Here is a 24627-nt window from a genome sequence, read left to right as displayed (position 1 = left end):
TGGCGGAGACGGCGGTGATGCGGCTCGGCACGATCTTGCCGCGCTCGGAAACGTAACGCATCAGCAGCTTGGAATCCTTGTAGTCGATCTTCGGCGCGTTCGGACCCGTGAACGGGCAGGTCTTGCGGCGGCGGAAAAACGGACGACGTGCACCAGCTTCAGCCATTGTTCTTACTCCTCAACCGATGCTGCAGGGGCGCCTTCATCGTCACGGGGACGACGCGGGCCGCGATCGCCACGGAAGCCACCGGCTTCACGATCGGCACCGCCACGGAAACCGCCGCCTTCACGGTCGCCACGGAAACCGCCTTCGCGGTCGCCACGGAAGCCGCCGCCACGGTCGTCGCGATCACGATCGCGATCGGCCTTGCGCATCATCGCCGACGGGCCTTCCTCGTGCTCTTCGACGCGGATGGTCAGGTAGCGGATGACGTCTTCGCTGATGCGCTCCTGGCGCTCGATCTCGGTGATCGCCGCGGAGGGGCCATCGATGTTCATCAGAACGAAGTGCGCCTTGCGATTCTTGTTCATGCGATAGGTCAGGGAGCGAACGCCCCAATTTTCCATCTTCACGACCTTGCCGCCGAGACCTTCGACGATGCCGGTCATCTGTGCCGTCAGGTCTTCGACCTGCTGGGCGCTCGCGTCCTGGCGCGCGAGAAATACATGCTCGTAGAGAGCCATGGCTGTCCTTTCCACTTGTTAGCGCAATTCCCGGCGGCAAGCCCTTCGAACCCTCTAGGAAAGGACTCGATATTGCTCAGAAGGCGGAAGCACGGGACGACGGGCCAACTGGCCCTGCCACATCAAAATCAAAACCTGAAATCGGTGAAGCCGTCCGTTCAGCTCCCGGCCGGGGTCTGCGGATTTGGCGGGTTATACGGATTTTCGGCGCAATGGCAAGGGAAAGAGCTTCGGGAAGGGGCATTCTTCCGCGGGAAAGCCGTCCGGATTCCGCTGCCGCAACTTGACATAACATGCCGGGTCAGTGTCTTTCCGCGCACGATTAAGACACTTCAAGCGAAAATTGCAGGGGAACCATGACCGCAGCATTTACCTTTCCGGGACAGGGATCCCAGGCGGTCGGCATGGGCAAAGCGCTGGCCGAGGCCTTTCCAGCGGCGCGTGCGGTATTCGACGAGGTCGATTCGGCGCTCGGCGAGAAGCTGACCGCCATCATCTGGGATGGCCCGGCCGAGACCCTGCAGCTGACCGAAAATGCCCAGCCCGCTCTGATGGCGGTATCGCTGGCGACCATGCGGGTGCTGGAGACCGAGGCCGGGATCTCGCTCAGTCGCGACGCCGCATTCGTCGCCGGCCATTCGCTCGGCGAATATTCCGCGCTGGCCGCGGCCGGCAGCCTGTCGATTTCTGATGCTGCGCGCCTCTTGCGCACCCGCGGCCTTGCCATGCAGAAGGCGGTGCCAGTCGGCGTCGGCGCCATGGCGGCGCTGCTCGGACTGGATTACGAGACCGCCGTCGCGGTGGCCGAAGAGGCCGCGCAGGGCGACGTCTGCCACGCTGCTAATGACAACGGCGGCGGGCAGGTGGTGGTGTCCGGCCACAAGGCTGCGGTCGAACGCGCGCTGGAGATCGCCAAGACCAAGGGCGCCAAGCGCGCCATGCTCCTGCCGGTGTCGGCGCCGTTTCACTGCAGCCTGATGCAGCCGGCTGCTGATGCGATGGCCGCTGCACTGGCCAGTGTGACGATCCACGTGCCGACGGTGCCGCTGGTCTCCAACGTGCTGGCCTCGGCGATCAGCGATCCCGACGAGATCCGCCGCCGCCTGGTGGAGCAGGTCACCGGCACCGTGCGCTGGCGCGAATGCGTGCTCTTTATGGCGTCGCACGGCGTCACACGGTTTCTCGAGATCGGCTCCGGCAAGGTGCTGAGCGGGCTGGTCAAGCGTATCGCCGAAGGCGCGGTCGGCACGGCCGTCGGCGGCCCCCAGGACATAGCTGCGGCCAAGGATGCGCTCGCTGCTGCGCATTCGGTCTGAACGAAAAGGAAATGACATGTTTGATCTGACAGGCAGGACGGCGCTGGTGACCGGTGCGACCGGCGGCATTGGCGGCGCCATCGCGGCGGCGCTGCATGCGCAGGGCGCCACCGTGGCGCTGTCCGGCACGCGCCGCGAGGTGCTGGAGGCGCTGGCCGCCAAGCTCGGCGATCGCACGCACGTACTGCCGTGCAATCTTTCCGACGCGGCCGAGGTCGAGGCGCTGGTGCCGTCAGCCGAAAAGGCGATGGGCCAGCTCGACATCCTGGTCAGCAATGCCGGCATCACCCGCGACAACCTGTTCGTGCAGCTCAAGGACGAGGACTGGGACGACGTCATCAACGTCAACCTGACCGCGACCTTCCGGCTCGCCCGCGCCGCCACCAAGCTGATGATGCGCAAGCGCTTCGGCCGCATCATCGCCATCACCTCGGTGGTCGGTGTCACCGGTAATCCCGGCCAGGGCAACTACACCGCGGCCAAGGCCGGGCTGATCGGCATGATCAAGACGCTCGGCGCCGAATACGCCAAGCGCAACGTCACTGCGAACTGCATCGAGCCGGGCTTCATCGCCACGCCGATGACCGATGCCCTGAACGACAAGCAGCGCGAAACGATTCTAACCAAGGTGCCGGCGGGTCGGCTGGGCACGCCGGAAGATATTGCGGCGGCGGCGGTGTATCTGGCTTCAAATGAGGCAGCCTATGTCACCGGACAGACCATTCACGTCAACGGCGGCATGGCCATGATCTGACCGTTGGGGAACCCCAACGCCGTGATTTGATTGATGTTTGAGCTATGACCTTGGCGTGTGGCCAAGGCTTTGGAAGTATGGTAACCGAACCACGAACGGCAAGGCAAAGAAGGCCATTGCAGGAATTTGAAAGCCTGTATATTGGCGGGGTTGAGCCTGCCGTATTCGCGAGGCTCCGTCCGGGACGACGGGGTCAATCCAGATCACGCGCAACTGCGCAGGGTTCTAACGAGTTTACGCTCCACGATGGCTCGTATCGTCTGCGGACGGGCCCAATGAAACAGCACGAGGTTTAACGATGAGCGAGATTGGCGAGCGAGTTAAGAAGATCGTGGTCGAACACCTTGGTGTCGAGCCCGAGAAGGTGGTCGATGCCGCGAGCTTTATCGATGATCTCGGCGCCGACAGTCTCGACACTGTCGAGCTCGTGATGGCATTCGAAGAAGAGTTCGGCTGCGAAATCCCGGACGACGCCGCCGAGACGATTCTGACCGTCGGCGACGCCACCAAATTTCTTGAGAAAAACGCAAAAAGCTGACGCCTTCGCGCAACACACCTGAAGCCGGCCGGATCGCCTTGCGCGGTCCCCCGGCTTCTTGCTGTGGCGTGCAAGGACGGCTGGAGGAACGACGATGAGGCGCGTGGTCGTCACAGGCCTTGGCATGGTGTCGCCCCTCGGTTGCGGTGTCGAGCCGACCTGGAAGCGCATTCTCAATGGCGAGAGCGGCGCCAAGCGGATCGACACGTTTGACGTGTCGGACCTGACCAGCCAGATCGCCTGCGTGATTCCGCGCGGCGACGGCACCAACGGCACCTTCAATCCCGACCATTGGATGGAGCCGAAAGATCAGCGCAAGGTCGATGATTTCATCATCTATGCGATGTGCGCCGCCAAGCAGGCGCTCGACGACGCCAACTGGCATCCCGCGACTGAAGAAGAGAAATGTGCCACCGGCACCATGATCGGCTCCGGCATCGGCGGCCTGTCGGGCATCGCCGACACGGCGCTACTCCTGAAAGAACGCGGACCGCGCAAGGTTTCTCCGTTTTTCATTCCAGGTCGCCTGATCAATCTCGCGTCGGGCTATGTCTCGATCGCGCATGGCCTCAAGGGCCCCAATCATTCCGTCGTGACGGCCTGTTCGACGGGCGCCCATGCGATCGGCGACGCCAGCCGCCTGATCGCGCTGGGCGATGCCGACGTGATGGTCGCCGGCGGTACCGAATCGCCGATCAGCCGTCTGGCCATGGCGGGCTTCTGCGCGGCGCGCGCGCTGTCGACCGGCTTTAATGACGATCCTTCCCGCGCGTCGCGTCCATACGATAAGGACCGCGATGGTTTCGTGATGGGCGAGGGTGCCGGCGTCGTGGTGCTGGAAGAATACGAACACGCGAAAGCGCGGGGCGCGAGGATCTACGGTGAAGTTGTCGGCTACGGCATGTCGGGCGACGCCTTTCACATCACGTCGCCAACGCCCGATGGCGATGGCGCGTTCCGAAGCATGAGCGCTGCCATGAAGCGCGCCGGCATCACCGCGGCCGACATCGATTACATCAACGCACATGGCACCTCGACGCCGCTCGGCGACGAGATTGAACTCGGTGCCGCGCTGCGGTTGCTCGGCAATGCCGCTTCGAAAGTCTCGATGTCGTCCACCAAATCGTCGATCGGCCATCTGCTCGGCGCCGCCGGGGCGGTGGAAGCCATCTTCTGCATTCTGGCGATTCGGGATAACGTCGCGCCGCCGACCATCAACCTCGACAATCCGTCGGTGGAGACGGCGATCGATCTGGTGCCGCTGAAACCACGCAAGCGCGAGATCAATATTGCACTTTCGAATTCGTTCGGATTCGGCGGTACAAACGCGTCGCTGATCCTGCAGCGGGTGTCGGGTTAGAGAACCTCCACCGTTTCGCCGCATTCCGCGCCAATTCCTACTTCGGGCGTATGCTATTGACGGGGTTCGGATTGTCCCGTCACGATTGAACCGACAGGATCAGGTTGTATCGATGAGTGAGAGGCCGCCCATTTCGCCAAGGAGTCCCCGCGCCGCGCTGGAGCCCGAGCAGGTTCCGCCGCCGCCGAAGCGCTCCGACCGCGCGCGGAACCCGTTCGTGGTGGCCGGCAACGCCATCATCACCATCATCATCGTCGCCATGATCGGCGCCGGTGGCGTCTACGTATACGGTCGTCAGGCGCTCGAAGCTCCGGGTCCGCTGCAGGAAGACAAAGTCGTCAACATTCCCGCCCGCGCCGGCAAGGGCGACATCGCCGAGAAGTTGCAGAGCGAAGGCGTGATCGATGCCAATCGCTGGGTGTTCATCGGCAGCGTGTTTGCGCTGAAGGCCAGTTCGGAACTGAAGCCCGGCGAATATCTGTTCCCGAAGGGGGCCAATCTGCGCGCCGTCATCGGCACCCTCGTCGAGGGCAAGGTGGTGCAGCATTCCGTCACGATCCCGGAGGGCCTGACCTCCGAGCAGATCGTCAGCCGCTTGACCGACAACGACATCTTCACCGGTTCGATCCGCGAAATGCCGCGCGAGGGCACGCTGCTGCCGGAGACCTATAAATTTCCGCGCGGCACTACCCGGGAGCAGGTGGTGCAGCGCATGCAGCAGGAGCAGAAGCGCGCGCTGGCCGAGATCTGGGAGCGCCGCAGCCCCGACGTGCCCGTGAAGACGCCGGAGCAACTGGTGACGCTGGCTTCCATCGTCGAGAAGGAGACCGGCAAGGCGGACGAGCGCAGCCGGGTCGCCGCGGTGTTCGCCAACCGCCTGCGTCAGAAGATGAAGCTGCAGTCTGATCCGACGATCATCTACGGCATCGTCGGCGGCAAGGGCACGCTCGGCCGGCCGATCAAGCGCAGCGAGATCACGCAGCCGTCGCCCTACAACACCTATGTTGTGGAAGGCCTGCCGCCGGGGCCGATCGCCAATCCCGGCCGCGCCTCGATGGAAGCCACCGCCAAACCGGCGCGCACCCGCGACCTGTTCTTCGTCGCCGACGGCACCGGCGGCCACAGCTTCACCGAGACCTACGACGCGCACCAGAAGAACGTCGCCAGGTTACGGGCGCAGGAGAAGCAGATCCAGAACGACACCGTCGAGCCGGCGGCAGACGAGGCGCCACCGCCGCCAGTGGCTGCGCCCGCTGATGCCAATGCCGCAGCCGGCGCGGCCTCGGCCAAGCCGGCGGCCCCGGCCAAGCAGCGCACCCGCGCTGCCACGCCGCCGCCCGCCCGGCAGGGCGCCGCGCAATCGACGACCGCGCCGGTGGTGCAGCAATAGCCTTCGGCGGTGCGCCGTTGGTGCGCCAATTCCGCGCCAAATTCCGCCCCTAATTCCCCTCGGCCTGAAAAAGCTCTAACCTGATCCGGTTCGCGGCTTCGCGAATCTCACTCGTATTTTCGGAGACGTCCTGCGATGGCGCTGTCGAGCATGACCGGCTTTGCGCGAAGCCACGGCACATCGGGGCCCTATGCCTTCGAGTGGGAATTGAAGTCCGTCAATGCCAAGGGCTTCGACCTGCGGATGCGGTTGCCGCCGGGCTGGGACGAGATCGAGACCATCGCCCGCAAGCGCGCCACCGAAGTGCTGTCGCGCGGCACCGTCTACGCCAACCTCACCGTGAAGCGCGGCAACGCGCTGTCGACCGTGCGCGTCAACGAGGACGTGCTCAACTCGATCCTGCGTATCGCGGCAGACCTCGCCGGCAAGATCGACGCGGTGGCGCCGTCCGTCGATGGCCTGATGGCCATCAAGGGCGTCATCGAAGTGGTCGAGCCCGAGGCCGACGAGGAAGAGGACAAGGCCGCCAAGGCGGCGGTTGCGGTCGCCTTCGAGGAAGCGCTCGCCGCGCTGCTCCTGATGCGCCAGCGCGAGGGCACCACGCTCGGTGAGATCCTGTCGCAGCGCATGAACGAGATCGAGATTCTGGCGAAGAAGGCCGAAGCCGCGCCGGGCCGCAAGCCGGAAGCGATTCGCGCCCGGCTCGCCGAGCAGATCGCGGCATTGCTGGAGTCGTCGGATCGTTTCGATTCCGACCGGCTCAACCAGGAAGCGCTGATGATCGCGGCCAAGGCCGACATCCGCGAAGAACTCGACCGCATCGCCTCGCACATCTCGCAGGCCCGCGAGATGCTCGGCAAGGGCGGGCCGGTCGGCCGTCGCCTCGACTTCCTGGCGCAGGAGTTCAACCGCGAGGTCAATACCTGCTGCTCGAAATCCAACGATCTGGAATTGACCAACACCGGGCTCGAAATGAAGAACGTCGTCGAGCAATTCCGCGAACAGGTTCAGAACCTCGAATGACGAACGCCAACAATCCCGTCTTTGAAGACGTCGAGCGGCGCGGGCTGATGTTCGTGCTGTCGTCGCCGTCCGGCGCCGGCAAGACCACGCTGACGCGGATGCTGATTTCGGAAATTCCCGAACTGAGAATGTCGGTGTCGGTGACGACGCGGCCGATGCGGCCCGGCGAGGTCGAAGGACGCGACTATTTCTTCGTCGATCAGAAGCGGTTCGACCAGATGGTGGCGCAGGACGAATTGCTGGAATGGGCGCGGGTATTCGACAATTGTTACGGCACACCTCGCGCACCGGTGGAAACCGCACTGGCAGCCGGCCGCAACGTGCTGTTTGATATCGACTGGCAGGGCACGCAGCAATTGCGCGGTCGCGCGCAAAAGGACGTGGTCAGCGTCTTCATCCTGCCGCCTTCGGTGCAGGCGCTGGAGCAGCGGCTCCACACCCGCGCGCAGGATTCCGACGAGGTGATCCGTGGCCGCATGAAGAAGGCCGGCGACGAGATGAGCCATTTCGACGCCTATGACTACATCGTTATCAACGACAACATCGGCATCGCCTTCGAGTCGGTGAAGTCGATTTTGCGCGCCGAACAGCTCAAGCTGGAGCGCCAGGTGGGCGTGACGGACTTCGTGCAGAAGCTGCGGCAGCAATTGTAGCGTAGGGTGGGCAAAGGCGCTCTTGCGCCGTGCCCACCACCTCGCGCACGCCGTCGCGCTGCGCGCATGCCGGCTTTGTCCACCCTACGAAGCGGAGAATCTGCCATGACGATGCGATGGATCGAAGACGGCGAGCGGTTGATCCATGCGGGCCGCCGCTTCGATCCGCTGAAACTGGAATGGCAGCCAGATGACACCAGCGATGCAGGCGAGGCCGTCACGCCTGTCGAAGCGTTGCGGCGTCTCGCCGCCGCGCAAAAACTGCGCCGCGTGCCGATCGGTATCATCGGGCCGCGCGATGCGACGCCTGCGCAATATGCTCTGGCCGAGCAGATGGGCGAGGCGCTGGCGCGTCACGGGCTGCAACTGCTGTGCGGCGGCAAGAACGGCGTGATGGAAGCGGCGTGCAAGGGGCATGCACAGGCCGGCGGATTGCCGGTCGGGCTTTTGCCTGATGAGGAATGGCAGCACGCCAATCCCTATGTGGCGATTCCGATTGCGACCGGTATCGGTCCGGCGCGCAATGCGATCATCGCGCGCGCGTGTCTGGTGCTGGTGGCGATCGGCGGCGGTGTTGGTACGCTCTCCGAAATGGCGCTCGGTCTGCAGTTCAAACGCCTGGTGCTGGCGATGGTAGATGCGCCCGCTGTGGATGGCGTTGACCGCGTCGATACCGTCGATGACGTCATCGCTCGGATTGCTGCGCGAATTTTCGGCATCGCATAGGCGTCGCCCGCCGCGTCACAAAACTGATATGCGGCCTGTATACTGAGAGCGGACATTCCGGTCCCCCTCTGAAGGCTTGCCCGCTTGGCCATCATCGCGATTGCCTATCTGATCTTTCTTGTCGCGCCGATGCTGCTGCTCGCTCTGGGATCGTTCGGCGAAAGCTGGAGCGGCACGCTGCTGCCGACCGGCTTTACCTGGCGCTGGTATCAGGAACTCGCGACCGACCCGAGCTTTCGCCGCGCCTTCGTCACCAGCCTGCAAGTCGTCGCGACCACCTGCATTCTCAATCTGCTGATCGGCCTGCCGCTCGCTTACGCGATCCAGGCTGGCGCGCGTGGCGGCGTTCGCGTCGCGGCGCGCATTGTTACGCTGCTGCCGGTGGCAGCGCCCGAACTAGTGCTGGCATTCGGCTTCATCCTGGTATTTTCGTCCGACGCACTGCCGTGGCTCGGCAGTTTCTGGCTGCTGGCGGCGGGGCACCTGGTGCTGACGCTGCCGTACACCGTAACGGCGCTGGTCGCCGACATGGAGCAGCTTGGCCTCGATCACTATGAGCATGCTGCAGCCACGCTGGGCGCTCCGTTCACGGCGCGGTTGCGCGACGTGACGCTGCCGCTGCTGCGGCCGAGCCTGCTGTCGGCGATGTTGACCGTGGCGGCACTGTCGATCGGCGAATTCCAGCTCTCCAACCTGATCTCCGGTTTCCTGTCGCGCACCTATCCCGTGGTGCTGCTGCAGGCGTTCTACGGTGCCACTGGCTTTGCCTGCGCCGCGACCGTGGTGCTGCTGCTGCTTGCGGCAGTGGCGTCGTTGACCAGCGGCCTTGCGGCGCAGTTCGCCGGCTCTCTCCTATCGAGGCGCGCGACGTGACCCTGCAATACGACAATGTGAGCTACACCTATTCCGGCGGCACGGCCGGCGTGTTCGACGTCTCGCTCGAGATAGGGCGCGGCGAGTTGCTGGCGATCATCGGCGCATCGGGCTCCGGCAAGTCGACGCTGCTGAAGCTGCTGGCCGGCTTCGTGAAGCCCGACCGCGGCCGTATCCTGATCGACGGCCACGACGTCGGCCATCTCGCGCCGGAAGCCCGGCGCCTCGGCGTGGTATTTCAGAACTACGCGCTGTTTCCGCACATGCGGCTGTGGGAAAACGTTGCCTATCCGCTCAAGGTGCGCGGCATATCCCGCGACGAACGGCGTTCGCGCGCGGTGGAAATGCTCGGCCGCGTCGGCATGCATTCGCGCGCCGATGATTTGCCCGCGGCGCTGTCCGGCGGCCAGCAGCAGCGCGTGGCGCTGGCGCGCGCGCTGGTGTTCGAACCGCAGGGACTGCTGCTCGACGAGCCGCTGTCGGCGCTCGATGCCGGGCTGCGCATGGAGATGCGCGACGAGATTCTTCGCGTGCAACGGCAGTCGGGTATTGCGACGCTGCTGGTGACGCACGATCAGGAAGAGGCGCTGTCGATCGCCGACAAGGTGGTGATGATGCGCGACGGGCGGCTGGTGCAGATCGGCACGCCGCGCGACCTCTACGAGACGCCGGCGGACGCCAGCGTTGCCGCGTTTGTCGGGCAGTCCAATCTTTGGCCCGGTGAGGTCTCGGGTGACGGCATGGTATCGACTGATATAGGCACGCTGTCCTGCGACACCGCGGGCTGGGCGCCCGGCGCGAAGGTGACCGTGCTGGTGCGCCCGGAGCGGGTCGAGCCGATCACCGGCGGTGTCGATACTGCAAAGCCCGGTGAATTCGCTGGCACCATGGCAGCGGACCGCTATCTCGGCCCCGTCCGGCGCCTCGATCTCGCCGTGGCCGGCGGCTTCATCCGTCTCGAAACCCATCTGCGCGAGCCCTTGACCGGAGCGTCGATACCACCTGGCGCGATCCGTCTGCTTCCCCCGACCTGATATCAACTGTGAGGACATCGATATGAACCGACGTAAATTCCTGGGCGGCGTGGCCATCGCCAGCATCGCCCTCAACTTCGGCCACAGCGCGTTCGCTTTCGAAGGCGCCGAGCTTTATCCGGGCGAGAAGGAGCTGTTCGACAAGGCGGCCAAGGAAGGCCTCGTGGTGTCGTTCGATACCGGCCCGACCTGGGCCAACTGGGCCGGACAGTTCAAGGCGTTCCAGAAGCGCTATCCGGGCGTCGAGATGGTCTATAACGACCTCGGCTCGGCTGCGACCGTGGTCGCCCTCGACAAGGCCCGCAACCGTCCGCAGGCCGACACCGCCTATTACTTCGCAGCTTCCGGCCTCGATGCCGCCAAGGCCGGCGTGGTCGATGGCTACAAGCCAGTGAATTTCGACAAGCTGGCCGAGCCGCTGCGCGAGCAGGACGGCCGCTGGTTCACCATCCACACGCTGAGCGTCGCCTTTCTGGTCAACACCAAGCTGGTGAAGACGATTCCGCAGGGCTGGGCCGATCTGCTGAAGCCGGAGTACAAGAGCGCGATCGTCTATCAGGATCCGCGTTCGACCGGGCAGGGCCAGGTGGTGGCGTTCGCCGCCGCGTTCGGCAATGGCGGCAGCATGGACAACGTCGCGCCGGGCGTCGACTACCTCGGCAAGCTCAGCAAGGCCGGCAACGTGCTGCGCACCGTCGGCACCACGCCCTACGCCCAGTTCCTGAAAGGCGAGATCCCGATCTGGATCGGTTACGAGAACGACGGCCTGAAAGCCAAGTTCACCGATGGCATGGGCGACGGCATCACCGTGGTGATCCCGAAGGAAGCTTCGGCCGCGGCGCCCTACGCGATCTCGCTGGTCAAGAACGGTCCCAATCCCAGCGCCGGCAAACTCTGGCTCAACTTCATCATGAGCGACGAAGGCCAGAAGATCTTTGCCGAAGGTTATGTGCGGCCGAGCGTTCCCGGCATCGCGCTGCCGACCAGCGTCGCCGACAAGATGCCGGCGGCGCCGCAGGTGCAGGCGATCGATATCGCCAAGGCCACCGGCAAGAAGGCCGAGATCGATGCTGGCTGGGCCAAGGCCGTTCTCGGCCAGTAAACGCGCAACCGCCGCTATGATCCCGGTTGGGGTCATCGCGGCGGCCTCGCAACGACAGGATCAACATGAGCCCGCGCGCTTCGTCATCCACGCTTGTTGGCTTCGCTACGCCCGGCGCCATCGTGTTCGGGCTGTTCTTCCTGTTGCCGGTGGGTGCGGTGCTGGGCGGCGCCTTTGCCGATGGCGGCAGCGCGTTTCGCCGGCTCGCGGCCGATCCGGTGTTCTGGAACGGGCTGCGCGGCACCCTGGTGCTGGGCACCGTGGCGCCGCTGTTCTCGGTGATAGTTGGCGTGGCCGTCGCGCTGGCCTTGCTGCGACTGGCACCGGGGCTGCGCACCGCGGCGTTGATCGCGATCTCGCTGCCGCTGACATTTTCCGGGCTGATCGTCGCCTACGGCTTTATCCTGTTGCTCGGCCGCGCCGGCTTCGTCACGCTGCTGCTGGCCGAACTCGGCTTCGATCCCGCCGTCACCGGCGCGTTCATCTTCTCGCCGCTCGGCCTGGGTCTGGCCTATTCGTATTATCTGGTGCCGCGCGTGGTGCTGATCGTATTGCCGGCGATGGGCAATTTCGACCGCAACCAGTTGCTGGCGGCGCGCTCGCTCGGAGCAGGCGGGCTGCGTGCGCTGATCGAGGTCATGCTACCGCAGATCATGCCGAGCCTGGTGGCGGCGTTCTGCCTGACCTCGGCGGTGGCGGTCGGCGCCTATGGCACGGCGCTGGCGCTGGTCGGCACGCAGGTCAACATCCTGCCGCTGTTCCTGTACAGCAAGATCTCCGAGACCGGCACCGATCTGCCCGCGGCGTCGGCGACCTCCCTGGTACTGGTGGCGATCTGCGCAATGGTAGTGGCGATCGGCGAGGCGTTCCGGCGGTCGCGCGGCTAAACAGGCCTGAGATTGCGCACCGCTGCGTGCGTGCGGCGAGAGCGCCGTTGCCTGCCGACGAGCTACTGCTTGCTCGCCGTCCATGTCCCGGCGCAACCGTCCGACTGCCGGAACGTGCCGCTGCCGCGGCGCCCGGACAATCGGCCGGTGGTGATCATGGTCTTTCCGCTGCCTTGCGCAATTCCGTTCACCGCGCCGCTCGCGCTGACGGTGCCTCGGGCTCCGCCGCCGTCGATCTGGCCATTGGTCACAATGATGGCGTTGCTGATGGGGCCGGGGCAGACGGCGTTGCCGACGCCCGACATCATCCACGCGCCGTCGAAATTGCCGCCGCCTCCGCGTCGGCGTGGTTCGTCGCTGGTCGGTTTCCGTCGTGCCGGTTTTTCGCTGGCGGTCGAGCGTTCCGGTCGCGATCCCGACACGGCCTTGTCGTCGTTGCCGATGCTGCCGCCGGCGGCGCCTTGCGCCTTTGCGTATTCGGGGGCAAGGGCTGCGGCAAGGGAGATCAGCAGCGAGGCAGTCACCACTTGGCCCGGAATGAAGCGCGGCATGAAATCAAGCTCCCAATGTTCGATCGCACGAAGGCGAGTTCGTCGGACGCGTGAAGCATCTGCGAAGATCAGTTCTTCATCCCGCGCCACGTGCCTGAGCATCCGTCGGACTGGCGGTAGACACCGGAACTGGTGGTGCCGGTAACGCGGCCACTGCTGACGATGGTGATGCTATCGATATAGCCGACGGTACGCGTTGCACCGTTCGGGCTCACGGTACCTGAGATACCCTGACCGGATACTCTGCCGCCCGACACCATGACCGTGCCCGTACCTGATGCAGCGCAGCCCGGCGAAGCGGTCACCGTCCAACTGCCATCGAAGTTTCCGCCACCTCCGCCGCTGCGTCGTGGAACGCGGCGTGGCGGCTCTTCGGTCTGTCGGCTCCGGCGCGCCGGAGCCTCGCGCGTCGTCGTGGAGCGCGAGCCCGACACCGCCTTGTCGTCGTTGCCGATGCTGCCGCCGGCGCTGCCCTGAGCGCGCGCGGTGGTGGGACCTAGCGCGATGACGAGGGCGATGGCGAGAGGGGCAATTCCGGCCGACCATCGAAACAGATTGGTCATGAAATCAGACTTTCAAAATTACTGGCGGTTCGCCTCCGCGCGGCCGGTTCCGTCGGCGCACACGGCATCGATAATGCGACAAGATTTGCCGGACTTGCCGCAAGCGTCAAGCGCGGCCTCCTTGGCCTTTTGGACGCTGTCGCGCTGGATCAACGAATAACGCTGGCCCGAATAGGCGAAGGCGCCGCACCGTGAGCCGTAAAAGCTCAGTTCGACCGAGCACTTTGCGCCGCCATCGCAGTTGGCGCGTGCGTCGGCCACGGCAGCCTTGCGCGACACCTGCTTCCAGGAAATTCCCCATTTGCTGCGATCGGGATCGTAGACGATGCTGCCCCACGGCCGCAGGTCTTCCAGCTTGCGCAGCCGCGTCAGCAGGCCTTCGGTGGCCTCGCCGGTCGGCGTCAGGCTGCTGCGGGTCTGGAAGTCGCGGATCGCCACCGTCATGCCGTTCTTGCTGCCCGGCAGTTCGGGATCGAAGTTGAGTTCGTAGAGCCGGTCGCTGACTTCCCTCAGCAGCGCGGCATCCTTCAGCGGCACCCGGTCGGGATCGGGGCGCAGCGTGTCGGCGAGCCGCGCTTCCTGCGCAGGGGCGAGCACCGGAGCCGGCGAGGCCGCCAGCGGCGCCACGAAGTAGAAGGCGCCGTCGATCGGCGATGACGACACCCAGGGCTGCTGCGCGCCCGCGGTGGCGCGCTTCACCGCGAGGCCGACCTGGTTGAAGGTCTGGAAGATGTCGAGACCGGCTTGCCGCACGGTGGTCGCCAGCGCCTTGGTGTAAGGGCTGTTGCCGTCGGCGCCGTCCTGCGCAACGCTGCCGGGCTGGGTGGCGTAGGAGATCAGCGTGCCTTCCGGCGCGCGCATCTGGGCAAGGCCGCCGTCCGATCCGCGCAGCCCACGGGAGCCGAACGGATTGTTGCGGCAGGCATCGAGGATGACCAGGTTGAGCCGCGTGCCCGAGCCCTGCATCTGTCGCAGCACCAGGTTGATATCGACCATCTGGAAATCGACATCGGCCTCGCGGGTCGGGTTGGCATTGACCGGCACCAGATAGTTCGACCCGCTGACCTGCACGCCGTGGCCGGCGTAGTAGAACAGCGCGACGTCGGCGCCCTGAATCTGTCGGCCGAAATTCTGCACGGCATTGTCGAGCGCGGATTTGTCGAGATCGAGCTGCGCGCCGCCGCCGATCAGGATGAAACCGAGACCGCCCAGCGTTTCCGCCATCAGCTTCGCATCGTTCTTCGGATTGTCGAGGCGGGTAATGTTCTGATAGCCGGAGTTGCCGACCACGAGGGCAATGCGTTTTTCGGCGAGGGCTTGCCCCGAAAGCGTCAGCGGCAGAAGCGCGACCAGCGCGACTGCTCTCGCCATCGACTTAAGCGGCCGGACGTAATGGTCCATGAAACCCATCCTGAAATGGGTGTATCGTAACCCGGATGCAGCGAAGCGCAATCCGGGACTGCACTTCGTAGGGTGGGCCAAGCTCGTCATTGGTGGGCACAGCGCGAGTGCGCTTTTGCCCACCCTGCGAGATCGTCAGTTCGTCAGTACCACGCGTCCGACGACCTTGCCGGCGCGCAATTCCTCGATCCACTTTTGCGCGTCCGCCATCGGCTCTTCCTTCATCGGCGTCGGCTTGATCTTGCCGGCGCGGGCGAGGTCCATTAGCTCGCGCGCTTCCGCCAGCGTGCCCACCATGAAGCCTTCGATGGTCATCCGCTTGTAGATCCACTGCACCATCGGCAGCGAGAAGTTGCCGCCCATCAGGCCGGACACCACGATCTTGCCGCCGCGCGCCACGGTCGATACCGCAAAGCCCATCGACTTGTCGTTGCCGGCGAAATCGATGACGCCGTCGAAGCCGCCGTCGTTTTCCTTCACCATCCGCCTGGCGGCATCCGGCTCGGCCGGATCATACGCAAACGCGGCGCCATTCTTCAGCGCCGCCTCGCGCGCCGCCGGATTGAGATCGGCCACCGAGATCGGCTGCTGGAACATCGCCTGCGCGAACGCCAGCCCCATCATGCCGACGCCGCCGAGCCCGATCAGCAGCAGGTTGCGCTGCCGCGGGCGATCGACCAGGCGCTTCAGCGCGCCATAGGCGGTGACGCCGGAGCACATCAGCGTCGCCGCCATGTTGACCGGAAGCGGATCGTAGTCGAGCAGGTACTTGGCATCCGGTACCAGCACGTGGCTGGCGAAGCCGCCGTCGAGGGCGACACCGAGATAGCGGTTTTTTGCGCAGAGATTTTCGTCGCCGGCGAGGCAGTCGCGGCATTGGCCGCAGCCGATCCATGGGAACACCGCGACCTTGCGGCCAATCAGGTCCTTCGAGGCGTCCGGGCCGACTTCATCGACGACGCCGGCGATCTCGTGGCCAAGCGTGAAGGGCAGCGTCATGCCGCGGGTGGTATCAAGTCGCTTGCCGCCGCCGAGGTCGGCATAGCCGTCCTGGATGTGCAGGTCGGAATGGCACAGGCCGCAGCGCTCGATACGCACCAGCACTTCGTTGCCAGCAGGCTTCGGCGTATCGACGATGGTTTCGCACAGCGGAGCATCGAACTTGACCAGCGATTGGCGGCGCATCAGCGGCATCAGTAGTTCTCCCTACGTATTGTTTTTTGTCTTTCGAATATCGGCGAGTTCGCGCGCCATGGCAACAAAACCCGAGACCGGCACGGTCTCCGCGCGCCGCGTCGCCTCGACGCCGGCGGCGGCGGCCAGCCGCTCGGGATCGGCGCCGAGCGCCTTGAGGCTTTGCCGCAGCATCTTGCGGCGCTGGCCGAAGGCCGCCGCGGCGACCTGTTCGAGCAGCCGGCGCTCGCACGGCTCGGGCTGCGCGCGCGGCGTCAGGCGGACCACCGACGAAGTCACCTTCGGCGCCGGGACGAAGGCGGTGGGCGGAATGTCGAACAGGATGCGGGTTTCGGCGCGCCAGTTGGAGAGCACGCCGAGCCGGCCGTAGGGCTCGTCGTCCTCGGTGGCCACGATGCGCTCGGCGACCTCGCGCTGGAACATCAGCACCATCATGTCGTACCACGGCGGCCACGGCTCGGTGCACAGCCAGTCGATCAATAGCGGCGTGGCGATGTTGTAGGGCAGGTTGGCGACGATTTTGGCGCGCTCGCCGTTCAGCAGCGGCCGCGGGTCGAAGGTCAGCGCGTCGCCGATCACGATTTCGAGCCGGCCAGGATAGTGCTGCGAAATTTGCTCGAGGGCGCCGAGGGCGCGTTCGTCGCGCTCGACCGCAATGACGCGGCCGGCGCCCAGCGCCAGTAGCGCGCGGGTCAGGCCGCCGGGGCCAGGGCCGATCTCGACGATGGTGGCGCCTTCCAGGGGACCGGCGGCGCGGGCGATCTTGGCGGTGAGATTGAGGTCGAGCAGAAAATTCTGGCCGAGCGATTTTCGCGCCGAGAGGTCGAAGCTCTGGATCACCTCGCGCAACGGCGGCAGGTCGTCGATGCCGCTCATGATGGGGCCACCGCGGCCATCCGCGCCGCCAGCTTCAGTGCGGCGATCAGGCTCGAAGGATTGGCGCGGCCGGAGCCGGCGATGTCGAAGGCGGTGCCGTGGTCCGGCGAGGTGCGGATGAACGGCAGGCCCAGGGTGACGTTGACGCCGTCGTCGAAGGCGATGGTCTTGATCGGGATCAGGGCCTGGTCGTGATACATGCAGATCGCGCAGTCGTAGGTTTCGCGCGCGGCCGGATGGAACATGGTGTCAGCGGGCAGCGGGCCGCGCACGTCGATGCCCTCGTTGCGCAGCACGGTGATCGCCTGCGCAATGATGGTCTGTTCCTCGTCGCCGATCGTGCCATCCTCGCCGGCGTGCGGGTTGAGGCCGGAGATGGCCAGCCGCGGCCGGCGCAGTCCGAAGCGCGACTTCAGGTCGGCGACGACGATCCGCGCGGTGGCGGTGATCAGGTGGCTGGTGAGCTGCTCGATGGCATCGCGCAGCGAGACATGGATGGTGACCGGCACTACCGCGAGGGTGGGCGACCATAGCAGCATCACCGGCATCGGCGTCTTGCCGTCGCGTATGGCGAGTTCGGCGAGAAATTCGGTGTGCCCGGGATGGTCGAAGCCGGCGCGGTACAGCACGCTCTTGGCGATCGGGTTGGTGACCACCGCGGAGGCGCGCCCGGCTTCGACGTCGGCGACGGCCTGCCGGATCGACGCAATGGCCGCCGGCGCGCTGGAGGCGTCAGGGCGGCCCGGCTGCGCGGTGATGGGGTGGCCGGTCGATACGACCGGCAACGCGTCCGCGAAGCTTTTAACGGCACTGGCGGCGGTCGCATCGGCGAGCTTGACATCAAGCCCAAGTAGCGCCGCGCGGGCGGCGATGAAGTCGCGATCGCCGAGCAGATAGAATGGCGGCAAGTCGAGTTCGTGACGGCGCAGCCATGCGGCGATGGCGATGTCCGGTCCGATGCCTGCCGGTTCGCCCAGTGTCAGCGCGAGAGGGTGTGCCATGCTGGCCCTTAAGCCGATGCGGCCTGAGCCGGGATTGTTACTGCCGATACTCGATCATCGCCGCCTTGCGAATTTCCTGCAGATAGGATTTCGACTTGGCTTCGAATTTTTCGGCGAACATCTTGTCGCGGATTTCGCGCTTCTTCGGGGTATCGACCTTGGTCGGTTTGCGCGAGCACAGTGCCACCATTTCAACACCCTGGCGGGTGACTTCCGGCGGCGTCAGGTGCCCCACCGGGGTCTTGTCGAGCAGGTCGCGCAAGGTCGGCGGCAAGTCGGCGGAGGTCTTGACGACGGTGTCACGGATCGTCGCGTTCTGCATCGACTTGAAGGTGTTGTTGGCCTCGTCGCAGGACTGGATGCGCTCGCGCAGCCCGGCGGCCTCCTTGTTGCGGGCTTCCATCGTGCCGGCCGCCGCGCCGCGCGGAACGATCAACACCACCGGGCGCATCTGGTACTCGAAGGCTTCGGTGGTGGTATCGCCGCCGGCTGCCTGGGCGGCGGAATCGACTTCCTTTTCGCCGACCTGCAGGCTCTGCTTGAAGCGACCGCGAACGATCGCATTCCAGACCATGTCGGCCTTCAGCCGGCTCTTTAGCGTGTCCGGCCGGATGCCCTTCGCGGCCAGCGACTGCACCAGCTGATCAGACGTGATGCGCATCCGCGAACTCATGTTCTGGAACGCGCTATCGACCTCGGAGGCGCCGGGATCGACGCTGTACTTCTTGCCTTCCTTGATCTTGACCTTCTCGTTGATGAGATCCTCGATCACTTCCTGGCGGCTCGGAGCCTTCTGCGTCGATAGCAGCGTCAGCTTGGTGCGCTGCTCGATGTCGTAATTGGTGATCGGCTCGCCATTGACCATGACCGCGACGCTCTGCGCCTGCGACGGCGATCCGGCCGACAGCAGGATCAGCGTTGCGGTGGCGAAGGCGCAGGCGATGCGCCGCAAGGGAAGGGTGCTCATGTCAAACTGCCGTGTCCGTCGTCTCAGAACCAGATTTACTCGCTCACGATGAAAAGCCCGAACGTCGCCGCAGGCCGACTATTGCCGAAAATTGCGGCTACTGAATGGAGCCACCACCGCCGGCAGCGGACGTACTGCCGAGCGTCCGCAGCCCGATCTGCAGCATGATGGCGTGACTCAGCACCGGCGGCGTGGCCTGGTTGGTGACGTAGTTATAGGACGTGACGTAATTGACGCCGAGTACGAAGCAGTCGTCCACGTAGCCGGCGCCGACGGTGTACTGGTTGACCTTGTTGGCTTCGAGATCCCAGCGCGCGCCGCCGGTCACGACCCAGTTCGACGCCAGCTTGATCGAGCCGGTGCCGAGCAGGCCTTCGCGGCGGGTCAAGTAACCCAGGTCCGCCTGCGGTGCGTAATTGCCATACATCAGGCTGACCGACCAGCGGTCGAAGGTGGCGCGGCCTTCGGCCTCGAAGCGCGACACGTTGAGGGTCTGTTCGTCGAAGCGGGCGCGGGTGCTGAAAGTATAGGTCCGGTTCGGCGAATAGCTGACGCTGCTGACGTAATCCGAGCGGGGCTTGGCCAGGCCGGAATCGACGCCGGTGTTGGTGGTATCGGCGACCGCGAAGGAGTTCATGCCAAAGAGCTGGTAGGACTGGCCGAACAGCACCTTGACCGCACCGCCGCGGTCGAACTGCGTGGTGGCCTGGACGCCGACATTGGCGCGACCGCCGCCTTCGACGCGGTCGTAGCCGGAGAACTTGTCGACGCTGAACAGGTTGCTGGCGTCGAAGTTCAGGCTCTGCGCGTCTTCGTTCGGCAGCTTTCCGGCGTAGGTTTCGTTGGGCCGGATGATGACCTGGGCGATCGGCTCGACCGTCGTGGTGCCCCACGGCTGAACGTTGATGAAGGGATAGCGATATTCGAGGCCGACGGTCGGCATGACGCGCAGCGTCGTGGTGTCGCCGGGGGTCAATCCCATCGCCGCGACGCCCGGCTGGTTCGAGATCGAGGCGTCGATGGCGTCGATGCGCAGCTTCGCGAACGGCGTGAAGATCTGACCGAAGGAGTCGGTATAAGACCGGCGCCACTGCGCCTCGCCGGTCACCCTTGTATAGGTTCCGGGAACGCCGTTCATCAGGCAATTGTTTCGAACGACCAATGGATCAGCACTTGTAGGTACGCACAGGCTAGTGCCGTCAGCAGCCAGCTTGGTTGTCGTGAACGCCGCGGTGTCGCGGCTCAGGCTGGTCATGTTGAACTTGTAGCTGAACTCGCCGCCGAGGATCGACTGGTTGATGACGTTGGCATAGTCGATCACCGGGTGGATCACCGGGACCTGGCTCTGGTTGCCCGAGAAGCTCAGATAATAGATCGTCCGCGCATCGAAGAAGCTGCGGTTGCCGACGCCGGTCAGATAGAGCTGCGAAACGGCCTCGGTCTGCAGGTTGAGGAACGAGGCGTAGGGGTCCTTGTACATCGACAGGCGGTAATCCTGCAGGAAGGTGTAGTCGCTCAGCGCGACCGCATCCCAGCCCCAGACCCATTTGTCGTTGAGCGCGAACTGGCCCTTGGATTCGACGCCGCCACGGAAGTCCTTGTCGCCGGGCGTGTTGACGTAGGCCGCACGGTCCTGCTGCGCGATGCCGTAGGCACGGATCTGGTAGGCGCCGTCCATCAGCCGCTGGCGGAACTCGCCCTGCAGCAGGAGGCCCTGCTTGGTGGTGTAGCGCGGGGCAATGGTGGCGTCGTAATCCGGCGCGATCGCCCAGTAGAACGGCGTCTCGATGCCGAATCCGTAATTGGTCACCGAGGTCACGCCGGGCATCAGGAAGCCGGTCTTGCGCTTCACGGTGGGGTCGGGCGTCGAGAAATACGGGATATAGGCCAGCGGCACGCCGAAGAACTCGATCCGCGCGTCTTCGAAGTACAGCATCTTCTCGGTCTGGTCGTGGATGATGCGCGCACCCTTGACCTGCCACAGCGGAGGCTTCTTCGGATCTTCCTTACAGGCGGCGCAGGCGGTGTAGACGCCGTTCTGGAACACCGTGTAATTGCCGGAGCTGCGGTCCAGCCGGGTCGCGGCCATGCGCGTCGCGTCGGCAGTGTCCATACGCAGCGAATCGACGAAGCCGTCGCGGTAGTCGTCGCTGAGGTCGAGCAGGTTGGCGTAGGTGATCTTGCCGTCGGCGTCCGTCATCCGGACATTGCCTTCGGCATGCAGCCGCTTGGTCTTCTGGTCGTAGATGACCTTGTCGGCCTCGACGGTGGTGCCGTTGTAGAACATCTGCACGGAGCCGACCGCGGAGATGCGGGAATTGTTGTAATCGTAATCGACCTCGACCGCCTGCACGAGCATCTGCCCGGTCTGGGCGGCAGGGGCGGGCTTCGGCCGCAGGTGCGGCTGATTATAGGTGAAACCCTGCGCAGCCGCCGGCGTTGTCACCGCGTCCAGCGCGGCGAGCAGACCCAACGTCGTGAAAAGCGATGCCCAGAGAACGGCCGTGCGCGATCGTTTACCGCGCATGGTCATGCGTGGTTCCGACGCGGGCACTTGTCCGTGGAGGGCGGCGAACACAGCCACTTACCCATCCTCCAGGTACAACAAGGCCAAAAAGCCGGTGAGACCGCCCACACACACAGGCAGCCACGCCGCAGCAATCGGATGCATCAACTCAGCCTTGCTCAAATCTTCTGTAACCTTCGACAGAACGTAGAGCAGAAAGCCTGCGCCCACGCCACTCAAAACCATCTTCTGGACGCCGCCCATGCGGAAGAACCGCAGGCTCACGGAAGCGGCCAGCATGACCATCGCAGCCAGCAAAAACGGCTGTGCGATGAGCTTGTGATACTGCAGGCGATACCCCGCGGTTGCAAAACCGGAGCTCTCCGAAGACCGGATATAGGACGGAAGTTGCCAAAATGACACGGTTTCGGGGGTCGAAAAACTGTTGCGGACCTGCGCCCTCGTCAGCGAGGTGGCCAGATACATGCTGTCCTGATCGACCACCTGCGAATCGAGGGTATAGCGGCGCACCCCTTTGAAGAGCCAACGGCCGCTTTCAAGCGTGGCTTCGCGGGCCTCGATGCGTTCCTTGAACTGGGAGCTGGTGTCGAACCGGAACACGGTCAGGCCGGTCAGGCGGACGCCCTGCTGCTCGCTGCGGGCGGCGTTGATGATGGCCTGGCCCTCGCTGTTGACCTGGTTGATCCAGAACCCGGACGCGTCCTGCACGCCGCCGCCGGGAGCGTCGCCGAACATCTCGGCCTCCATCTGCTTGGACTGCTCGCGCAGACTGGCCGACAGCGGATTGTAGCCGGTCGTGGCCAGTACGCCGAGCACGAGGGCGCTCACCAGCGCCGGCGAGATGAACTGCCAGGCCGATACGCCGGCGGCGCGCGCCACCACAAGTTCGAGCCGCCGCGACAGCGCCAGGTAGCAGGTCATGGCGCCGATCAGGATGCAGAACGGCATCATCTTCTCGAGCAACTGCGGCACCCGGTAGAGCGACGTCAGGGCCACGGTGAAAGCGGACACCGAGGTGAGGCCCGAGGTCCGGCGAACCATCTCGATGTAATCCACCAGCACCAGCAGCATGAAGATGCTGAGGAACACGCCGATCGCGGCCACCAGGAAGCGACCCGCGAAATACCTGCCGATGGTGTTGGTCATCATGCTCATGCGGTCACAGGCCGCCGGCCCAGGCGCGCCCAGCGCAGAATTCGCGCATTGGAGCGGTTGATGGCTTCCATCAGTGCAGCCGGAGGCTCGACGACCACGCTGCTGGCAATGATCCAGAAGCTCAGGCCGATGGCGGCCGCCAGCATCAGATACTGGAACAGCGCGGCAAAAGGCGTCTTCGCAGCCATCACCGACAGCGCGAAGCCGGCCATGCGCAGGCCGAACACCGCCGCGATGGAGGCTCCCATCGAAAAATTGCGGCTCTGCCGCGTGGTGCGCGGCGAACCCAGAAAGGCGAAGGTGACGATGGCGAAGGCCAGCGGATAGAGCGGCGCCAGGAAGCGGTCATGCAGTTCGGCGCTGAACTGGCGCGGCATCTGCTGGTAGACCGGGTCATCGGCGGGCGGCGCCATCAGTTCCCACAGATAACGCTCGCGAATGCCGTAGGTGACGTCCTTGCCGCGGTTCGAGAATTTCGACATGTCGAAGGCGTAGCGGCCGAACGCCACCATCGCCGGCTCGGTCTTGCCGACTTCAAAACGCTGCAGGTTGCCGTCCTCGAGAATCAGGAACGAGCCATCGTTGTTCTTCAGGACGGTGCCGTGATCGGCGATGATGGTGACGCGTTCCTTGGGGTCGCGGCGGTCATCGACGAAGATGCCGACCAGCAGGCCGCCGGGCTGGCGCTCGCGAATGCGGATGGTGAGGTTCTGGTCGAGCTGGGCAAACCGGCCGGGCTGCAGGATGTTCGACAGCACGTCGGCAGTGATTTCGGCGTCCCAGCGCTTCAGCCGGCGCATGCCGTCCGGCGCCAGATAAGAGCCGATGAAGGCCACCAGGACCGACACCACGATGGTGGCATAGAGAAACGGCAGGAACAGTCGCAGCGGCGACAGGCCGGCGGCGTTCATGACGATGATTTCGGAATCGGTCGCCAGCTTGGTGAGGGTGTGCGACACCGCGATCATCAGCGCGATCGGCGCGATGATTAGCACCAGCACGGGAATCGCCAGGCTGGTAACGCCCAGGAAGGTCAGAATGGTCTGACCCTGGCTCGTCATCAGGTCGATTCCGCGCAACGCCTGCGTGATCCAGATCACCCCCGTCAGGCTGACCAGAACCAGCGCAAACGACGACAGCGTCGTGCGGAAAATATACTTGTCGATCGACCCCATCGGTCCGAACTATCCCATCCCCAACCTGCAAGAAGCCCGCGTGTCCAAACCCCGTGAGGGGATCCCCATGACCACGCCGCCGTCTTCAGGCCCGCATACTCTCTCACTTACCATCCCTTTGATTGGTCAACAAAATGGCGACGGGATGGTGCAGCCGTGGATATGGTTAATTAACGCTTTCTGTGGCGCCGGGGACACTGCAAATCTGCGTGTAGAAGGGGGCATTCGGCAATCGCGGCCGCCTGGTTCAATGAGACGCGTCTCGCGGTGCGGAAAGCGCGGATCGAGACATCAACCGACACAATATTGGCGCGGCCACGCCCCGAAGGTTGGCGGCCGTTTTGTTGTCGCTCCAGACGAACACGAGAAAACTATCATTCCGGCAGGGTTTCAGGTCAGAACCGGCCTTGACGGCTGCGGCCGTGGCGACAACAAAACATCCGACCCCGCCGCACCGACCGGATTCTCGACCCGACCCTTGCGACAGCCCTGATTTGAAGGATTTGCCCATGCCCGACGCCGTCAAGGTTGGCTTCGTCCCGTTTTCCGCCGCCGCGCGCGGCCTGCTGGTGGTGTTCTGCGACGACTCGCTGAAGTTCGGCGCCGCCACCGCCAAGGCGTTGGGTGACGCTGCCGCGACCGTCAAGAAGGCCGCCGCCACGAGCCAGTTCAAGGGCAAGAGCGCCTCGACCCTCGACCTGCTGGCGCCGGAAGGCCTCAAGGCCACCAGGCTGATCGTGATCGGCACCGGCAAGGCCGGCGAGGTCAAGGAAAACGACCTGCTGAAGTTCGGCGGCGTGCTTGCCGGCAAGATCAAATCCGGCACCGATGCCGTCACGGTCATGGCCGAACTGAGCTCGGGCGCGATGACGCCGGC

At 64.8% G+C, this 24627-nt stretch carries 25 protein-coding genes; 13 read left to right on the top strand and 12 right to left on the bottom strand.

What is annotated here, in order from left to right; all coding sequences use genetic code 11:
* Together rpsR and rpsF are read right to left on the bottom strand one after the other, a co-directional pair.
* A partial coding sequence (gene rpsR, locus JWR89_RS22350) for a 30S ribosomal protein S18 (RefSeq protein ID WP_299720236.1) occupies positions 1 to 166 on the bottom strand: 166 nt, incomplete at its 3' end.
* Between the two features lie 5 nt (positions 167 to 171).
* Complete coding sequence (rpsF, locus tag JWR89_RS22345) at positions 172 to 684, bottom strand: 30S ribosomal protein S6 (protein ID WP_299720232.1); 513 nt, start codon at positions 682 to 684, stop codon at positions 172 to 174.
* A 356-nt stretch (positions 685 to 1040) separates the two neighbouring features.
* Between rpsF and fabD the strand changes: the two genes are divergently transcribed.
* The 12 genes from fabD to JWR89_RS22285 all read left to right on the top strand — a co-directional run bounded on the left by fabD (position 1041) and on the right by JWR89_RS22285 (position 12340).
* The gene (gene fabD, locus JWR89_RS22340) at positions 1041 to 2000 is read left to right on the top strand and encodes an ACP S-malonyltransferase (RefSeq protein WP_299720230.1); all 960 of its coding nucleotides are present in this window, start codon (positions 1041 to 1043) and stop codon (positions 1998 to 2000) included.
* A 16-nt stretch (positions 2001 to 2016) separates the two neighbouring features.
* Positions 2017 to 2754 carry a 3-oxoacyl-[acyl-carrier-protein] reductase gene (gene fabG, locus JWR89_RS22335; RefSeq protein ID WP_299720228.1) on the top strand — a complete coding sequence of 246 codons (738 nt, stop codon included), beginning with the start codon at positions 2017 to 2019 and terminating at the stop codon, positions 2752 to 2754.
* Between the two features lie 298 nt (positions 2755 to 3052).
* Entirely contained in the window at positions 3053 to 3292 is a 240-nt protein-coding gene (locus JWR89_RS22330; protein ID WP_006020277.1) for an acyl carrier protein, read from the top strand.
* A gap of 94 nt (positions 3293 to 3386) precedes the next feature.
* Positions 3387 to 4652 (top strand): beta-ketoacyl-ACP synthase II, encoded by a 1266-nt coding sequence (fabF, locus tag JWR89_RS22325; RefSeq protein WP_299720225.1) that lies wholly within the window; start codon positions 3387 to 3389, stop codon positions 4650 to 4652.
* Positions 4653 to 4764: 112 nt separating this feature from the next.
* Complete coding sequence (gene mltG / locus JWR89_RS22320) at positions 4765 to 6042, top strand: endolytic transglycosylase MltG (protein WP_299720224.1); 1278 nt, start codon at positions 4765 to 4767, stop codon at positions 6040 to 6042.
* 135 nt (positions 6043 to 6177) lie between these two features.
* Positions 6178 to 7065, top strand: coding sequence for a YicC/YloC family endoribonuclease (locus JWR89_RS22315; RefSeq protein WP_299720222.1), 888 nt, complete (start codon positions 6178 to 6180; stop codon positions 7063 to 7065).
* Positions 7062 to 7718 (top strand): guanylate kinase, encoded by a 657-nt coding sequence (gmk, locus tag JWR89_RS22310; protein WP_299720220.1) that lies wholly within the window; start codon positions 7062 to 7064, stop codon positions 7716 to 7718. The genes JWR89_RS22315 and gmk overlap by 4 nt, the downstream gene beginning before the upstream one ends.
* 105 nt (positions 7719 to 7823) lie before the next feature.
* A complete protein-coding gene (locus tag JWR89_RS22305) occupies positions 7824 to 8444 on the top strand; it encodes a TIGR00725 family protein (RefSeq protein ID WP_299720219.1) in 621 nt (206 codons plus the stop codon).
* 84 nt (positions 8445 to 8528) lie between these two features.
* Positions 8529 to 9317 carry an ABC transporter permease subunit gene (locus JWR89_RS22300; RefSeq protein WP_299720218.1) on the top strand — a complete coding sequence of 263 codons (789 nt, stop codon included), beginning with the start codon at positions 8529 to 8531 and terminating at the stop codon, positions 9315 to 9317.
* On the top strand, positions 9314 to 10351 hold the full coding sequence (locus JWR89_RS22295; RefSeq protein WP_299720217.1) for an ABC transporter ATP-binding protein: 1038 nt from the start codon (positions 9314 to 9316) through the stop codon (positions 10349 to 10351). The genes JWR89_RS22300 and JWR89_RS22295 overlap by 4 nt, the downstream gene beginning before the upstream one ends.
* Before the next feature lie 22 nt (positions 10352 to 10373).
* Positions 10374 to 11453: an extracellular solute-binding protein gene (locus JWR89_RS22290; protein WP_299720215.1), complete on the top strand. Its 1080-nt coding sequence runs from the start codon at positions 10374 to 10376 to the stop codon at positions 11451 to 11453.
* Positions 11454 to 11518: 65 nt separating this feature from the next.
* Complete coding sequence (locus JWR89_RS22285) at positions 11519 to 12340, top strand: ABC transporter permease subunit (protein WP_299720214.1); 822 nt, start codon at positions 11519 to 11521, stop codon at positions 12338 to 12340.
* 62 nt (positions 12341 to 12402) lie between these two features.
* On the opposite strand, the gene JWR89_RS22280 is transcribed toward JWR89_RS22285, so the two are convergent.
* From JWR89_RS22280 to lptF, 10 genes are all read right to left on the bottom strand, one after another.
* Positions 12403 to 12891 carry a hypothetical protein gene (locus tag JWR89_RS22280; protein ID WP_299720212.1) on the bottom strand — a complete coding sequence of 163 codons (489 nt, stop codon included), beginning with the start codon at positions 12889 to 12891 and terminating at the stop codon, positions 12403 to 12405.
* Between the two features lie 68 nt (positions 12892 to 12959).
* A complete protein-coding gene (locus JWR89_RS22275) occupies positions 12960 to 13454 on the bottom strand; it encodes a hypothetical protein (RefSeq protein ID WP_299720210.1) in 495 nt (164 codons plus the stop codon).
* A gap of 18 nt (positions 13455 to 13472) precedes the next feature.
* Positions 13473 to 14825: a caspase family protein gene (locus JWR89_RS22270; protein ID WP_299720234.1), complete on the bottom strand. Its 1353-nt coding sequence runs from the start codon at positions 14823 to 14825 to the stop codon at positions 13473 to 13475.
* Between the two features lie 165 nt (positions 14826 to 14990).
* Complete coding sequence (locus JWR89_RS22265; RefSeq protein ID WP_299720208.1) at positions 14991 to 16049, bottom strand: alcohol dehydrogenase; 1059 nt, start codon at positions 16047 to 16049, stop codon at positions 14991 to 14993.
* Between the two features lie 12 nt (positions 16050 to 16061).
* Entirely contained in the window at positions 16062 to 16925 is an 864-nt protein-coding gene (gene rsmA / locus JWR89_RS22260; RefSeq protein WP_299720206.1) for a 16S rRNA (adenine(1518)-N(6)/adenine(1519)-N(6))-dimethyltransferase RsmA, read from the bottom strand.
* Positions 16922 to 17926 (bottom strand): 4-hydroxythreonine-4-phosphate dehydrogenase PdxA, encoded by a 1005-nt coding sequence (gene pdxA, locus JWR89_RS22255; RefSeq protein WP_299720204.1) that lies wholly within the window; start codon positions 17924 to 17926, stop codon positions 16922 to 16924. The genes rsmA and pdxA overlap by 4 nt, the downstream gene beginning before the upstream one ends.
* A gap of 37 nt (positions 17927 to 17963) precedes the next feature.
* Positions 17964 to 18893, bottom strand: a complete 930-nt coding sequence (locus tag JWR89_RS22250) for a SurA N-terminal domain-containing protein (RefSeq protein WP_299720202.1) — start codon at positions 18891 to 18893, stop codon at positions 17964 to 17966.
* 97 nt (positions 18894 to 18990) lie between these two features.
* A complete protein-coding gene (locus tag JWR89_RS22245; protein ID WP_299720200.1) occupies positions 18991 to 21426 on the bottom strand; it encodes an LPS-assembly protein LptD in 2436 nt (811 codons plus the stop codon).
* Between the two features lie 51 nt (positions 21427 to 21477).
* Positions 21478 to 22575, bottom strand: coding sequence for an LPS export ABC transporter permease LptG (gene lptG / locus JWR89_RS22240; RefSeq protein ID WP_299720198.1), 1098 nt, complete (start codon positions 22573 to 22575; stop codon positions 21478 to 21480).
* Positions 22572 to 23750, bottom strand: coding sequence for an LPS export ABC transporter permease LptF (gene lptF / locus JWR89_RS22235; protein ID WP_299720196.1), 1179 nt, complete (start codon positions 23748 to 23750; stop codon positions 22572 to 22574). Before lptF ends, lptG begins: the two co-directional genes overlap by 4 nt.
* Before the next feature lie 509 nt (positions 23751 to 24259).
* Here lptF and JWR89_RS22230 point away from each other — a divergent pair.
* Positions 24260 to 24627: M17 family peptidase N-terminal domain-containing protein (locus tag JWR89_RS22230; protein WP_299720194.1), on the top strand; the 368-nt coding region annotated here is incomplete at its 3' end.

The sequence above is a fragment of the Tardiphaga sp. genome (genome assembly GCF_028290785.1).
GTDB lineage: Bacteria > Pseudomonadota > Alphaproteobacteria > Rhizobiales > Xanthobacteraceae > Tardiphaga.
Note: the sequence above shows the minus strand (reverse complement) of the source record. Positions and strands in the feature narration are given on the sequence as shown.